The sequence below is a fragment of the Paenibacillus kribbensis genome, from assembly GCF_002240415.1.
Lineage (GTDB): Bacteria > Bacillota > Bacilli > Paenibacillales > Paenibacillaceae > Paenibacillus > Paenibacillus kribbensis.
The window spans coordinates 259,851-274,725 of the sequence record NZ_CP020028.1; the positions used below are offsets into that span (position 1 = coordinate 259,851).

The following is a 14,875-nucleotide window of genomic DNA, read 5'->3' on the forward strand; positions in this document are numbered from 1 at the left end:
AATCTTATGTTGGAAATGGAAACGTATTCCACCGACTGTAATGTTGAAATAGGGTGATCATTTCTTTTCTGCAAGGGACGGGTATTAATTGTCTAGTCCCGCATAGAGTGACATAGGGGAAAAGGAGGTATGAGCATGTGGAAATGGGGGAAAAGGCTGTCTGTGCTGGCGGCGATCCTGCTGCTGTCGGTTTTTATAAGCGCATGCAACAGGGATGATGCTTCAAGTAAGGTGAAAATGGAGTTTTTTCAAAACAAGCCGGAAGCCAAGGGCTCCTTTGATAAGCTGATTGCTCAATTTAATCAGGAGCATCCGGACATTGAGGTCACACAGGTGAATCCGCCGGAGGCGGAGACCGTGCTATTGACCCGAGTCGTCAAAAACGACGTGCCTGACATCGTGGGACTTGGAGCCACCGATACCTATTCCATTTTGGCACAGAGCGGTATTTTTACGGATTTGGCTAACACCAAGCTGCCGAGTACCGTCGACCCGATTTACCTTCAAATGCTCAAGGATGTGACCGGGATAGACCCTGTGTACGGAATCCCTTATGCTGCGAATGCGAATGGTGTGATGTACAACAAAACGCTGTTTAGGGAAATGGGATTAAGCGTTCCCAAAACGTGGGACGAACTGATTGCAACGGCGCAAAAGATTAAGGCTGCTGGCAAAATCCCGTTTTATTTTACATATAAAGATGATTGGCAGACAAATCTTCCCTTTAATGCACTCGGGCCGAATCTGGTGGGCATTGATTTCTTCCTGCAACGGCGTGAAAACAAGGTCACCTTTCAGGATAAGTACCGCGAGGTTGCACAAAAGCAGCTGGAGCTGCTGAAGTATGGACATGGCGATAATTTTGGCAAAAACTATGCCGATGGCAACCGGGCTTTTGCTAACGGACAGGGATTGATGTACATCCAGGGCACATGGGCGATATCTGAAATCCGTAAGGCAAACCCGAAGGTAGAACTGGGATTTTTCCCGTTACCAACAGGAAACGACGAGCAGGCGGTCAAGCTGGTGTCCGGTATAGATACACTGCTGGCCGTTTCGGAAAGCACCCCGCATAAAAAGGAGGCCGAGGAGTTTATTGCCTTCCTGTTGAAGCCGGAGAACAGCAAGCAGTACATTACGGAGCAAACGCTGTTTTCGGCGGTGAAGGGGGTCACGCAGGATGATCCGAGTGTGGCAGAGCTGCTGCCGTATTTTAAAGCGGGGCGTGTCATTGATTTTGCTGATCACTATATCCCCAAAGCTGTGCAGTTGAATTCCATTGTGCAGGCTTTTCTGCAAAATGGGGACATCAACGCCTATCTGGCGAAGCTGGACCGTGAATGGGATAAGGTAGCTAACCGCCGATAGGGAGGAGGATTGGACATGAATAAGCGACTAACGGCTTTTTATTGGATGACCGTGCCGGCGGTGCTACTGTTTTTTATATTTTTAACCTTGCCTGCCTTGCAGGGATTGTATTACTCACTCACCAATTGGAACGGATTTGGTCATCAGTATCATTTTGTCGGGTTCAAAAACTATGTGAATTTGTTTCAGGACGACAACGTGGGCAACGCTTACTGGTTTACTTTCAGGTTTGCGATTGTGGTTACGATTGCGATTAACGTCCTCAGCTTGCTGATTGCCATGGGGCTGAATGCTAAAATACGGTTCCGCAACTTTTTTCGGGGCATTTATTTTTTGCCTAATATTTTGAGCGTGCTAATTGTGGGGTACATATTCAATTATTTGTTCTCGAACGTGTTTACGATTTGGGGGCAAAACCTGGGCATTACTTCACTATCGACGAACATCCTGGGCAATGAGCAGTTGGCTTGGGTGGGGGTGGTGATCGTAGCCGTATGGCAGGGGATTGCCTTTAATACGATTCTCTATCTGGCCGGGCTGCAAACCATTCCGACAAGTTTGTATGAGGCGTCCAATCTGGATGGCGCAGGTAAATGGCGTGAATTTTGGAGCATTACCTTTCCGTTAATTGCCCCGTTTTTCACCATCAATATGGTACTGGCGATGAAAAATTCCCTGATGGTGTTCGATCAGATCGTGGCTTTGACAAACGGTGGTCCGGGCCGGGCAACCCAGTCCATTTCGCACCTGATTTACACGGGAGGTTTTAGAGGCGGAGAATTTGCTTATCAGTCGGCTAACGCTGTCATTTACTTTATTGTGATCGCGATGATTTCCATCTTGCAGCTGCGATTCCTCCAGAGAAGGGAGATGGATGACTGATGAGAGCGAGCAGACATACCAGCTGGCTTGTACTGCTTCTGGTGGCGCTGGGGACGATATTTATCCTGTTTCCCCTTTATATGACGGTGGCCATTGCGCTTAAAAATCCCGAACAGATGGCGCATTCTGACTTTGCTGACCAATCAACAGAAAACGGGACAACTATTATGAGGGGGATCTTCCTGGCTATTCAATCCACAAAACGCAATTTACATATTATGAAAATTATGGTACCATACATTTGGATGCGCTTACATTAATAGCTGAGCATTGCTTTGATTCTTGAGCATGGGTGCTGCAGGTAGGGGGAGGGGAAGGACACTCAGTTTTAAAATTGCTTACAAATTGATAGTAGCAAGGAGAATAGCTTCTGAGAGAGTAACAGAACAGAGTGAATCAGGGTTCACTCCAAACTAGCAAGGTCAATAGAATTCACAAATCAAGGAGGAAAAGTGAAATGAAGAAAGCCTTAACTCGTATTTTAGGTGTAGCTTTGGTGAGTACGTTGCTGGTGCCGACAATGTCCTATGCTGCGTCCGAAACACAAGATCAAGATCTGAGCAGTTCTGCTGTCGCAGCTGCCAGCGGATCCGTGATTCCGGCTCCACGGGGATATGATGCTTACCGCCAAAATATCCCGCACGGGAACGTGCAGCAGATTTCCTATTATTCCACAACAGTAGGCAAGTATAGGAACGCGATGGTGTATACGCCTCCGGGCTATACACCTTCGAAAACCTACAACGTCCTCTACTTGCTGCACGGTATTGGCGGGGACCAGAATGAATGGCTCAATGGAATGAATCCGAGGAATATTCTCGACAACCTCTACTCCGAGAATAAACTGGAGCCGATGATTGTGGTATTCCCGAACGGCCGCGCAATGAAAGATGATCGTCCAATAGGCGATATTTTTGCTCCGGACAAGGTAGCCGCCTTCGAAAAGTTTGAGTTTGATCTGATCAATGACCTTATTCCTTACATCGATTCCCATTTTCCGGTGTATAAAGATCGGCAGCATCGCGCGCTGGCCGGCTTGTCGATGGGAGGTGGACAATCGCTGAACTTCGGATTAACCCATTTGGATAAATTCTCCTGGATTGGCGCGTTCTCATCCGCTCCTAATACGAAGTCGGCATCGCAGCTCATCTCCAATCCGTCTCAGGTTGCCAGCCAACTGAAACTGCTGTGGCTGTCATGCGGATCTTCGGATAATCTGCTTGGGATCAGCCAAAATTTCCATAATAGCTTGAATACCATGAATATCCCGCACATGTGGTATCTGGATGTGGGCGGACATGAAGGGAAAGTTTGGAGCAGTGGGCTGTATCAATTCTCGCAACGTGTCTTTCGCTGAGGTGGAAGATGAAGACCTCGCCCACTCACTTGATTTAATCAATCAAAGTCCACGAAAATGCTTGGGGTGGGAAACTACTCACGAATCCTTTTCAGCGGAATTGTCGCACTTGGCTTGACAATCCGTCAAGGGATTATATTTTTACTTTGTGAGCGCCATGTTTATCCCGTTCACGATCATCATGCTGCCGATTGTCAAGCTGGCCTCGGGGCTCCATGTGACCAATCTGCTTGGTCTTATTATGCTGCATACGGTGTATGGCTTGGCGTTTAATGTCTTCGTATATGTCGGCTATATTCGCTCCATTCCGGTGGTATTGGAAGAGGCGGCCACGGTGGACGGTGCGGCGATATGGGGCACATTCTGGCGTATTATCCGTTTATGGCGCTGATCAGTGCTACCGTGGGCATTCTCACTTGTCTGTCCACCTATAATGACTTTCTGCTGCCGCTCATTATGATCAGCAACCTGGAGCAGTATACACTGCCGCTCGTCCAGTATGTGTTTCAGGGGCAGTTCAATACAGACTTTAACCTGGCCTTCGCTTCACACGAAAAAAAGACGGGGCTGTCCCAAAAGGGTACACTCAAGTGAGCGAATCCCATAAATGATGCAAAAGAACCTTCAAAACCACTATGTAAGTGGAAATGAAGGTTCTTTTGTTAAATGAAATCATTACGTCCGCTTAGTCAGCCAACCGCACAATCGTTCTTCCTTGCGAGCGGGCTGCAAGAATATCCTCCAGTGCAGTTGGCAGATCGGCCAACCCGATTTCGCGCTCCACAAGCTGCTCCAGCCGCTCAGGCTTCCAGTCGCTGCCGAGTCGCTGCCAGATCGCTACGCGGGTGTCGTAGGGGCAGAAGACTGAGTCTATGCCCAGCAGGCTTACGCCGCGCAAAATAAACGGCAGCACCGTCGTAGGCAGCTTGGTGCCTGCTGTCAGGCCGCTCACGGCAACGGAGCCGTTGTAGGCGATCTGGCTGAGCAGCGAAGCGAGCGGCTTTCCGCCTACAGGATCAACGGCCGCTTGCCAAAGCTGCTTGCCCAGCGGCCGGATGCTCTCCGCGCCGTCGTAGACCTCCTCGCGCGAAATGACCTCGGCGGCTCCGAGCGCCTTGAGGTAATCATGCGCATCAGCCTTGCCACTGCTGGCTACGACATGGTAGCCCCGCTTGTTCAGCAGGGCAATGGCTGCACCGCCTACACCACCCGTCGCTCCGGTGACGAGTACTTTGCCCTGATCCGGCGCAACGCCGTTTTGCTCCAGCCGATATAACGACAGGGCTGCCGTGAATCCGGCTGTTCCGTAAATCATCGCCTCTTTCAGCGTTAGTCCGTCCGGAAGTGGAACGACCCAATCCGCAGGTACGCGAGCATATTCGCTGAAGCCTCCGAATTGAGACACACCGAGCCCGTATCCGGTCACGAGCACTGCTTGTCCTGCGCTAAAGCGGTCATCCTCAGAGGATACGACCGTTCCAGAGCAATCGATACCGGGTACGAACGGATAGGCTTTGACGATATTGCCATCCTTGCGGGCGGCAAGCCCATCTTTATAATTGATGCTGGAATAAGCGACACGAATCAATACTTCTCCAGCAGGTAAACTGCCAGCTTCTAAAGAACGTACCTCTGCCTGAACTTCACCGTCCTGCGTCTGATCGACGACCAGGGCTTGAAAGGTTTGAGTCATTTGTAAAAAGCCTCCTTTATTATTGCAATGTGAGTCTATGAAAAGCGAATTTTCAGTATGCCTCATAAATCATACTATAAAAATTTAGTTTATAACCATCTATGCAGTCTGTCAGCGGCAATACTCACAGGTTTATCCTATATTATACCCTTATGTCCTGATTCTGTCGGAAAAGCCGGGATTACAGAAATAATCGTGCCATGTTGTGTTTCAATAAAGTTCGATAATCAATGTTTAAGAAAGTGATAAATGAATTCTTACACGTTTTGCAAATCATTTTACGCAAACGGGATGTATTTTCAGAATGACTGTGCTAACATACCTTTTGATCGTTAAATAAATCTATGAAGAAAGGTGAATGAATGACAACCAGAATACCAAAAAATGGTTCGGTATTGTCCGAAGCCAAGGAACTGAATTTGTTCCGTTTGACATGGCCTATATTCCTTGAATTGTTCCTGTTTATGCTGATGGGAAGCGTCGATACATTCATGCTCAGCTCTGTATCTGATAATGCAGTGTCGGGTGTGGGCGCGTCCAACCAAATTATTTCAATTGCCATCCTTGTACTGGAGGTTATCGGCAACGGCGCTGCTATCGTCGTAGCTCAATATATCGGTTCTAAAAAACTTGTCGAAGCGGCCCAGGTTACGGGCACGGCCATTACGTTGAATTTAATGGTAGGTCTATTGCTTAGCGTCATTTTTCTCGTCTTTGGTACTCATATGCTGCAATGGCTGAATGTCCAGGGAGATATTCTGGCTTATGCAGATTCCTATATAAGTATCGTCGGGGGTGCTATTTTCCTTCAGGCATTGATTAACGCGCTGGCGGCAACCATTCGTACACATGGGTTTACCCGGGAAACGATGTATGTATCGGTGCTGATGAACGTGATTCACGTTCTCGGCAATTATGTTTTGATTTTCGGACATTGGGGAATGCCTGCGCTCGGCGTAGAGGGGGCAGCTATTTCTACGGTAGGCAGCCGCTTTATTTGTCTCCTGATCTTCTTCTGGCTCATGTACCGGGTCACCGAGGTGCGTGTTGAGTGGAAATACTATGTTCAGTTGTCCAGAAAATTTATCTCCAAAATTTTGCGTATTGGTGTGCCATCCGCGTTGGAGTCCATTATGTATCAGTCGTGTCAGCTCATATTCACGCTATATGTAACTTATCTGGGTGCAGAGGCGATGGCTACGCGTCAATATGCGAATAATATTTCAAGCTATATTTATTTGTTCAGTATGGCTGTCGGTATGGGTACGGCGATCGTGGTAGGAAGGCTCGTGGGAGCCAGACAGAAGGATACAGCCTATAAACGGGTATTAAGCAGTGTGAAATGGGCATTGCTCGTGACCATAATTATTGATGCAGTAGTTATATTTTTCCGTGTGCCTCTGCTCAGTTTGTTCACCGAAAATCCTGAAATTATCCGTTTGGGAGCACAGGTTATTTTACTTAGCATGCTACTGGAAACCGGCCGGACGACGAATATCGTCATTATTAACTCGTTGCGTGCTGCTGGAGATGCCAAGTTCCCGGTCTTTATGGGACTGATCTCCATGGTCTGCATGAGCTTGCCGCTTGGTTATCTGCTTGTGTTCAAGCTGGAAATGGGACTCGCGGGTGTGTGGCTGGCTATTGCCGCAGATGAATGGACTCGTGCCGTCATTATGTATGCCCGCTGGCGAAGCCGTTTGTGGGAAAAGCATGCGCTGGTCGAGCACGATACACCGGATCAGCCTGCAGCCCCGATTCCGGCACACTGATGCCTAGCAGCATTTATGATTACGTGGAGGCAGTTCAAGAGAACATCTTGAGCTGCCTCTTTTTGCTGTCTGAAGCACCATCCGTCTGCGCAGTGGCACCACGGGCAAGTTTTAGGCCGGCGTATATAATCATGTATTCATAAATAGAAGTATGGTAAATTTACTAAAAAAAAGATATACTTTTGTTGCACTAACGCAGTACATGAAGGACAAGGAGTGTATCGATGAAGAAGCCGACGATTGAAGATGTTGCCCAGAAGGCGGGAGTGTCTAAAAGCACGGTCTCGCAATTTCTGAACAAACGATATAAATATATGAGTGACCAGACCAGAGACCGGATTGCCGAGGTGATTCAGGAGCTGAATTATCAGCCTAACGGGCTGGCCCGCAGTTTGAAGCAAAATCGAACGTTTATGGTAGGTGTTATTGTAGCCAACATTGATTATACGCTGTCGATTCAGTCCATCCGCGCGATGGAGGAGGAATTGCAGCGCTTTGGCATTCAGGTGATCATCTGTAACGCCGACGAAAATCCAGACAAGGAGAGCCAATATATTGAGATGCTCAAGGCCCGTCAGGTGGATGGCTTAATCATCTTCCCGACAGGCAAGCATGCCGATATTTACAACCAGCTCATTCGTGAAAAGTATCCGTTGGTATTTCTGGACCGCTTGGTGGACGGCGTGAATACGCGCAGCCTGCTGCTGGATAACGAAATGGCGATCAAGCTGGCAATTCAGGAGTTGGTATCCCATAAGCATGAGCGGATTGCGCTGATTACCCTGCCGCTTGGAGTGAACCGGATTACGCCGCGAGTAGAGCGGCTGAGCGGTTACAAAAAGGCGCTGGAGGAGGCTGGCTTGCCCTTCCGGGAGGAGTATATGCACAGTGTACCAAGAGAAAGAATCCAGCAGACGCTGGAAGAGCTGTTTCAGCTGCCGGAGCCGCCAACTGCGCTATTGGCCGGGAATGATATCGTGCTGGCAGAAGCGCTGAAATATGTGAATGCCCGCCGTATACGCATTCCGGCGGAGCTGTCCATTATCGGAATTGATGATGCGGAGTTTGCCCATATTTACAATCCGCCGATTACGACTATTACGCAGCCGATTGCGGATATGGGGAAGCAGGCGGCCAAGACGCTGCTGTCCAGCATTGAGGAGGGCGGTGAATCGGTGCCGATCATTTACCGTTTTGTGCCGGATATCAATCGGGGAGAATCCGTCAAGACGTTGTAGACGAGCATCAAGTCATACACTATAAAAATAGCCCGTATTCCTTTGTACGGCCTGAGCATGCATATGCTGCTCAGGCCACACAAAAGCGAATACGGGCTATTGAAGGTTAAGGTCGGCTTTTGCTGATTCGGCCTTGTTGAGCTTGCGCTAATAGCGGCGAAGATTATCCGGGGAATGAACTCGGTCTAATTCGTGCTGGCGCTGAGCAAAAAGGACTCCAGCTCGGCTCGCGTCGGATAGCCGTCCATGTCTCCGGCTGACATGACAGCCAGCGCGCCAAGGGCATTACCGCGCTTGACCGCTTCGGCCAGAGGCAAGCCCTCCAGCAGCGCACTGATGACACCTGCGGCAAAGCCGTCACCGGCTCCGACGGTATCCACGACATGATCTACGCGGAAGCGTTTGACATATCCCTCTGCATCCGCGGATTTGTAGTATGCGCCTTCTGTTCCCAGCTTGATGATGACCAGCGAGGTGCCGCGGTCAAGGTAGAACGAGGCGATATCCTCAGGCGAGGTGTAGCCTGTCAATATTTTACCTTCATGAATGCCTGGCAGGAGCCAGTCGCAGCCCTCAGACGCTTCGTTAATGGCTTCCACCATCGTTTGTGTGTCAGGCCATAGCTTGGGTCTGAGGTTGGGATCGAAGGATACTGTTTTACCTGCCTTTTTCATAAACTGCTTCGCATGTCGGGCGAAGTCGCGGCATTCAGGGGAAAGTGCGACAGAAATCCCTGTAAAGTGCAGGTGACGAGCCCCGGCAAAGTAGGCTTCGTTAAAATCAGCGATGCTCAGTGTGGAAGCGGCGGAATGCTTGCGGAAATACTCCACCTCCGGGTCACCGCTGGTGACTTTGGATTTAATCAGCATTCCGGTAGAGTGATCTTTGGTAAACATGACGTTCTGGGTGTCAATCTTCTCCTGACGCAGCGAATCGGCAATAAACTTGCCGAACGTATCCTCGCCGAGTTTGGTCACGAGCCCGGCTCGTAGTCCCAAACGCGCCAAACCGGCCGAAACATTCGTCTCCGCCCCGGCCAGCGCTTTGGTGAATGAACGAACCTCATCCAGAGAGCCTGCTTCATTGGCATAAAACATGGCCATCGGTTCTCCGAAGGTAACAGCATCCAATGTTGCGGTCATTTGAATTCCTCCTTATGTTTAGTAAACTAAATCTGTAAGCGTATGCACCACCTGAATAAAATGAAATTATCACATAAATCGGTTTTTCACAATGATGAAGTTGATATATTTGTTAAAAACTTTTTGGATAATGTAGATAAAAAAATATGAATTTGTTTATCAAAAGGTAAAAAACGTTTAAAAATCCGTGAATAATTAGGAGTTTTCAAGGTTTAGTGAAGTTTTGGGTTGACACCCCCTTAGATAATAATTACAATTCTAGCTAAGAAGTAGAGTTAGAAACCGCTTTTATAACAATTCCGTTGATAAAAAAGTTTATCTAAACAGGAGGAATGTTTTTATGGAAATGCGTTATTCAACTCATCCCGAGCATGCCAAGCATTTCACGACTGAAGAGTTGCGTCAGCACTATCTGATTCAGGATCTGTTTGTGCCTGAGGAAGTAAAGTTGGTCTATACGCATGAGGATCGTGTCATTATCGGGGGTATTTATCCCGTGAATAAATCTGTTGCGCTGGAAGGCAGCGATCAAATCAAAGCGGCCACCTTCCTGGAGCGCCGTGAACTGGGTGTTTTCAATGTCGGCGGCAGCGGTACGGTCAAGGTAGACGGTGAAACCTACGAGCTGGCCACGAAAGACTGTCTCTACGTAGGCAAAGGTGGCAAGGAGTTGATCTTTGAAAGCGATTCCAGCGAAAAGCCTGCAAAATTTTATATCGTTTCGGCCTTGGCTCATACGACGTATCCGACAAAGAAGCAATCTTTTGCCGATGTGCCGTCTGAAAGTCTGGGTTCACAGGAAACGGCCAACAATCGTACGCTGCGCCGCTATATCCATGATGAAGGCATTCAAAGCTGCCAATTGGTTATGGGCATGACGACGCTGGAAAACGGCAGTGTGTGGAACTCCATGCCGACACATGTGCATGACCGCCGTATGGAAGTATATTTCTACTTTGAACTGGAAGAGAACGCGAGAATGTTCCACATGATGGGCGAGCCGAACGAAACGCGTCACCTGGTGATGAAGAATGATGAAGCGGTTATTTCTCCGCCTTGGTCGATCCACTGCGGTGCAGCTACGGGCAGCTATACCTTTATTTGGGGCATGGCCGGTGAAAATAAAACATACAAAGACATGGATCAGGTAGCCATGAGCGAGTTGCGTTAACCGTTTGACGTTTTGAAACGGAAACCTGCAAGCGGCTGATGGTACATGGTCATCCCATTCGTGGAAAGGATCAGGAACATGACAAAAAGGAAAGTTTTGGAGCATATCACTTCGGTTGGTGTTGTCGCAGTTATTCGGGGAAACACAGCGGAGGAAGCGTACCAAATGTCCAAAGCCTGCATTGAAGGCGGCCTGGACAATATTGAGCTTACGTTTACTACGCCGGATGCAGACCAGGTCATTCGTAGACTGAAAGACGAATTTAAGGATCAGGCTGTGATTGGTGCGGGGACTGTACTGGAGTCACTGACGGCGAGAATCGCGATTTTGGCTGGAGCGGAGTTTGTTGTGAGTCCTTCTTTTGAGGAAGAAACCGCCAAGCTGTGCAATTTGTACGCGATCCCGTATATGCCCGGCTGTATGACGCTGAATGAGATCAAGGAAGCCATGAAATTAGGCAGTGATGTAGTAAAGCTGTTCCCGGGCAGTGCGATGGGAGCCGATTTTGTCAAGGCAGTCAAAGGGCCAATGCCTCATGTGCAGATTATGCCAACTGGTGGTGTTGATCTGGATAATATGGAGACCTGGCTGCGCAACGGATGTGTCGCAGTAGGGATTGGCGGCAATCTGACGGCTCCGGCCAAGGAAGGCCGCTATGATCTGATTACAGAAAATGCGGCGCGTTATGTGGCCAAATATAAAGAAATTCGTGCAGCGCTGTAACGTGTAAGAAGATTTATTTAACTAAATAGATTTATACTAAACTGTGATGGAGGCGTAAGTATGGGCCTGGACAATTTTTCATTGGACTTTTTTAATCTGAAAGGCAAAACAGCCATTGTAACAGGAGGCAACACGGGTTTGGGTCAGGGCTATTCCGTAGCTTTAGCCAAAGCGGGCGCTGATTTGTTCATTGTGGCTAACATTGAAGAGTATGAAGAAACCAGACGTCTGCTGGAACCTACAGGTGTGAAGGTTGTCTTTTATAAAGCTGACCTGACGAAAAAAGAATCGATTAAGAAAATTGTAGAAGAATGCGTCAAGGAATTCGGCAAGATTGATATCCTTGTCAACAATGCGGGTACGATTCGTCGCGCTCCTTTGCTGGAGTACAAGGCTGAGGATTGGGACGCTGTCATGGAAATCAACCTGAATGCTGTATATCATCTGAGTCAGGAAGTAGCGAAGGTGATGGTAGAGCAAAAAAGCGGGAAGATTATCAATGTCGCTTCTATGCTTGCTTTTCAGGGTGGCAAGTTCGTTCCGCCGTATACAGCGAGTAAGCACGCAGTGGCTGGCTTGACCAAGGCATTTGCCAATGAGCTGGCAGTTCATAACGTGCAGATTAATGCGATTGCTCCTGGTTATATTGCGACTGCGAACACAGCTCCAATCCGTGCGGACGAGAGCCGCAATCAGGAAATTTTGTCGCGTATTCCTGCGGGCCGTTGGGGCGATCCTTCCGACCTGATGGGGGTTGTCGTATTCCTCGCCAGCAAGGGTTCCGATTATATGAATGGTCATATCCTTGCTGTGGATGGTGGCTGGCTGGTGCGTTAAGCAAGTTAAGCGCCGTAAAGTACCGTAAAACACATCTGAGTCATGAGCTGAAGGCTGTCTCCAAAGGAAAAAATCCTTGCAGGCAGCCTTTGTTTGTTCAGTTGGAGCTGTATGCTGAACTGGAAGAATTGGCGTGCTATGCTGATCCGTCCTATGCATATGGCATCAATGCCCTTATAATTTAATAAGAGAAAAATTGCTCAGGCTCCAGCCGTACACCAGGTTGGAGCCTTTGAGCATAACACAGAGGGATAGGAGAATAGAGAGATGAATTCACAGCAACACCAACGAGCTTTAGTATACAAATCTTTGTGGTATGCCGGTCCTTGGGTGCTTGCTGCAGGAGTGATTCTGATTGGTGCCAATTTGCGCGCTTCGATTACTTCTGTAGGGCCCCTTATCGGCTTGATTAAGGATTCTTTGCATATCTCAAATACACTGAGCGGGTTAGTAACGACATTACCGCTGCTTGCTTTTGCCCTATTATCGCCTTTTGTGGCTAATCTGTCGCGCCGCTTCGGGTCATCCCGTGTTATTTTTGCAGCCTTGCTGCTGTTAACCGCGGGTATTGTGGTGCGTTCCACGTTGGGAGTGACAGCATTATTTATCGGAACAGCCATGCTGGGCTTGGCTATTGCCGTGTGCAATGTTTTGCTGCCCAGTCTGATTAAAGAGGAATTTCCTCGCAACAGTGGGCTCATGACCGGCGTATATTCAGTAGCTATGAATGTGGTGGCTGCAACAGCATCGGGTCTGAGTATACCACTCGCTTTGAACGGAGGTATGGGCTGGCGTGGTGCATTGGGAATATGGTCCATTATGGGTGTGATTGGTATTTTACTTTGGATTCCCCAGCTTCTCAAAGCACGTAAAACGGTCAGTAAGGCGGCCATATCCGCCCGAACCGTCAATGTGTATAAATCGTCTTTGGCCTGGAAGGTGACGCTATTTATGGGACTGCAATCTGCCCTGTTTTATGTCCCTGCCGCCTGGTTTCCCGAGATGATGAGCGGACAGGGAATGGATTCCGAGACAGCGGGCTGGATGCTGTCTGTGCTGCAATTTTCACAAATGCCGTTTACCTTTATTGTGCCGATTTGGGCAGCGCGGTTGAAGGATCAGCGGATATTGGTTCTGATTATGGCTGCGCTGTATTTTATCGGTCTGGGCGGATTTCTGCTAGGGGCTACACAATGGAGTGTGGTTTGGGTCATTTGTATCGGTATAGCAGGCGGTTTTGCTTTTCCATTGGTGATGATGTTTTTTAATTTGCGGACGCGGACTCCGCAGCAGGCGGCAGAGCTGTCTGGTATGGCGCAATCCTTTGGTTATTTGCTGGCGGCGACTGGGCCAACGCTGTTCGGCTATTTGCATGATGCGACACAAGGGTGGACGATTCCGCTGCTGCTGCTTTTGTGCCTGAGTGTTGTGCTTATGTTTACGGGACTCGGTGCAGCAAAGAAACGATATGTCGGGGGCGAGGTGGATGATCAGGCTGCAATTTGATGCAGAGGGCTACAGTGTCATCTGTGGTACAGAGCAGGTCATACTGTTGGCCAAAGAGTTTGCGCTCCTGCGTTTTCTATATGATAACCGGAACCAGGTATTCACCCGGGAACAGCTGTTGGATCACGTATGGCCGTTGGAATATCCGGTAGAGCGTACGGTGGATGATCATATCTACAGATTGCGCAAGAAACTCAAGTCATGGAATACGCTCCGTATTCATACAGTCAGAGGGTATGGCTACAGCTTGACTCTGACTGACGTGCAGCGACCCATTCATCCGTCCTTATACGATCAGGAGGTGCAGGACGCTGTCCATGAATTGTTCCGAAAATACCATCTGCTAGGGCAGGGGAACTCCATCGTAGCGCTGGCTGCCCAGCAGGAGCAGATGGGTTTTGAGCTGTCTCCTTTTTATCAAATGTATACCCGGTTTGTGCAGGCGGATATATTGTGGTTTTTGGAACGGGAGGACTTTGCTCTTAAAGATCGATTGTACTGGATGTTATTGCTATATACAGGTACAGCAGGGGTGACGGATGAGGGGCTTAGTATGTGTGAGCGTGCGCTTTCCAGCAGGCTGCTGTCCAGTGATCAGGAGCGGGAATTGCGTATTCTCAACATTCTGGAGGCTTATGTGGAGAATGGCCAACCTGAACGCGCACAGGAAGGTCTGCCACTGACCTTGATGGTCATGGAACGGGATGATCTCGATAAATTTGTGATGCCTGTTGCACTGATGGAGATGTATATGCATCTGGTTGCCAATCATATGGAAAAGGCTGCTGAACTGTCTGATCGTCTGGAAGGCATGCTGTCGAAAGCTCCATATTTGCGCGAGCTGGGCCGTTATCGCATGATGCGCGGACTAATGCTGTTGCGTACTGGAGATGTGGACAACGCCGAGCGGCTCATAGATGAAGGGCTGGATACCCTTGATATGGGTAAACAGGAATTGCTAAAAATCAAAGCAGTCTGCCAAATCCGCGGTTTTTTGAAGCTTTGCGGCATCTCCCCCATGTTGGAAGAGAAATATGCGGCTCGGTACGAACGACTTGATCGGAACAACGGCCTGACACTGCATCGTTCGGCGCTGAGGCGCTGGCTGGAGCAGACGCTTTCTGGGGTCTGATATTTTTCGCTGTCTGATTTTCTTCTGATATAGGCCCGTTAGAATGTTCTTATT

12 protein-coding genes and 3 pseudogenes are annotated in these 14,875 nt (G+C 48.8%); 13 read left to right on the forward strand and 2 right to left on the reverse strand.

Features of this window, described 5'->3' with window-relative positions:
• The first annotated feature begins 135 nt into the window (after window positions 1–135).
• From B4V02_RS01115 to B4V02_RS01135, 6 genes and pseudogenes are all read left to right on the forward strand, one after another.
• A complete protein-coding gene (locus tag B4V02_RS01115) occupies window positions 136–1,368 on the forward strand; it encodes an ABC transporter substrate-binding protein (RefSeq protein ID WP_094153466.1) in 1,233 nt (410 codons plus the stop codon).
• A gap of 15 nt (window positions 1,369–1,383) precedes the next feature.
• Window positions 1,384–2,250 (forward strand): carbohydrate ABC transporter permease, encoded by an 867-nt coding sequence (locus B4V02_RS01120; RefSeq protein ID WP_094153467.1) that lies wholly within the window; start codon window positions 1,384–1,386, stop codon window positions 2,248–2,250.
• Window positions 2,250–2,387, forward strand: a pseudogene (locus B4V02_RS27065) (carbohydrate ABC transporter permease); the annotation flags it as partial. The gene B4V02_RS01120 and the pseudogene B4V02_RS27065, both read left to right, overlap by 1 nt.
• 320 nt (window positions 2,388–2,707) lie before the next feature.
• On the forward strand, window positions 2,708–3,607 hold the full coding sequence (locus tag B4V02_RS01130; protein WP_094153469.1) for an alpha/beta hydrolase: 900 nt from the start codon (window positions 2,708–2,710) through the stop codon (window positions 3,605–3,607).
• Window positions 3,600–3,725 (forward strand): annotated as a pseudogene (locus tag B4V02_RS27160) (IS30 family transposase); the annotation flags it as partial. The gene B4V02_RS01130 and the pseudogene B4V02_RS27160, both read left to right, overlap by 8 nt.
• Before the next feature lie 9 nt (window positions 3,726–3,734).
• A pseudogene (locus B4V02_RS01135) lies at window positions 3,735–4,159 on the forward strand (carbohydrate ABC transporter permease); the annotation flags it as partial.
• A gap of 133 nt (window positions 4,160–4,292) precedes the next feature.
• On the opposite strand, the gene B4V02_RS01140 reads toward B4V02_RS01135, so the two are convergent.
• Window positions 4,293–5,300 (reverse strand): acrylyl-CoA reductase family protein, encoded by a 1,008-nt coding sequence (locus B4V02_RS01140; RefSeq protein WP_094153470.1) that lies wholly within the window; start codon window positions 5,298–5,300, stop codon window positions 4,293–4,295.
• Between the two features lie 362 nt (window positions 5,301–5,662).
• On the opposite strand from B4V02_RS01140, the gene B4V02_RS01145 reads away from it, so the two are divergent.
• Window positions 5,663–7,072, forward strand: coding sequence for an MATE family efflux transporter (locus tag B4V02_RS01145; protein ID WP_094153471.1), 1,410 nt, complete (start codon window positions 5,663–5,665; stop codon window positions 7,070–7,072).
• Window positions 7,073–7,296: 224 nt separating this feature from the next.
• A complete protein-coding gene (locus B4V02_RS01150; protein WP_007432927.1) occupies window positions 7,297–8,310 on the forward strand; it encodes a LacI family DNA-binding transcriptional regulator in 1,014 nt (337 codons plus the stop codon).
• A 185-nt stretch (window positions 8,311–8,495) separates the two neighbouring features.
• Here the strand turns inward: B4V02_RS01150 and B4V02_RS01155 are convergent, their stop codons facing one another.
• A complete protein-coding gene (locus B4V02_RS01155) occupies window positions 8,496–9,452 on the reverse strand; it encodes a sugar kinase (protein ID WP_007432926.1) in 957 nt (318 codons plus the stop codon).
• Window positions 9,453–9,792: 340 nt separating this feature from the next.
• Between B4V02_RS01155 and kduI the strand changes: the two genes are divergently transcribed.
• The 5 genes from kduI to B4V02_RS01180 all read left to right on the forward strand — a co-directional run bounded on the left by kduI (window position 9,793) and on the right by B4V02_RS01180 (window position 14,821).
• Window positions 9,793–10,623 (forward strand): 5-dehydro-4-deoxy-D-glucuronate isomerase, encoded by an 831-nt coding sequence (gene kduI, locus B4V02_RS01160; protein ID WP_007432925.1) that lies wholly within the window; start codon window positions 9,793–9,795, stop codon window positions 10,621–10,623.
• A gap of 78 nt (window positions 10,624–10,701) precedes the next feature.
• A complete protein-coding gene (locus B4V02_RS01165; RefSeq protein WP_094153472.1) occupies window positions 10,702–11,346 on the forward strand; it encodes a bifunctional 2-keto-4-hydroxyglutarate aldolase/2-keto-3-deoxy-6-phosphogluconate aldolase in 645 nt (214 codons plus the stop codon).
• A 60-nt stretch (window positions 11,347–11,406) separates the two neighbouring features.
• Window positions 11,407–12,183 (forward strand): 2-dehydro-3-deoxy-D-gluconate 5-dehydrogenase KduD, encoded by a 777-nt coding sequence (kduD, locus tag B4V02_RS01170; RefSeq protein WP_007432923.1) that lies wholly within the window; start codon window positions 11,407–11,409, stop codon window positions 12,181–12,183.
• 267 nt (window positions 12,184–12,450) lie between these two features.
• Entirely contained in the window at window positions 12,451–13,689 is a 1,239-nt protein-coding gene (locus B4V02_RS01175; RefSeq protein ID WP_094153473.1) for a CynX/NimT family MFS transporter, read from the forward strand.
• Window positions 13,670–14,821 carry a winged helix-turn-helix domain-containing protein gene (locus B4V02_RS01180; RefSeq protein ID WP_094153474.1) on the forward strand — a complete coding sequence of 384 codons (1,152 nt, stop codon included), beginning with the start codon at window positions 13,670–13,672 and terminating at the stop codon, window positions 14,819–14,821. The genes B4V02_RS01175 and B4V02_RS01180 overlap by 20 nt, the downstream gene beginning before the upstream one ends.
• Window positions 14,822–14,875: the final 54 nt, after the last annotated feature.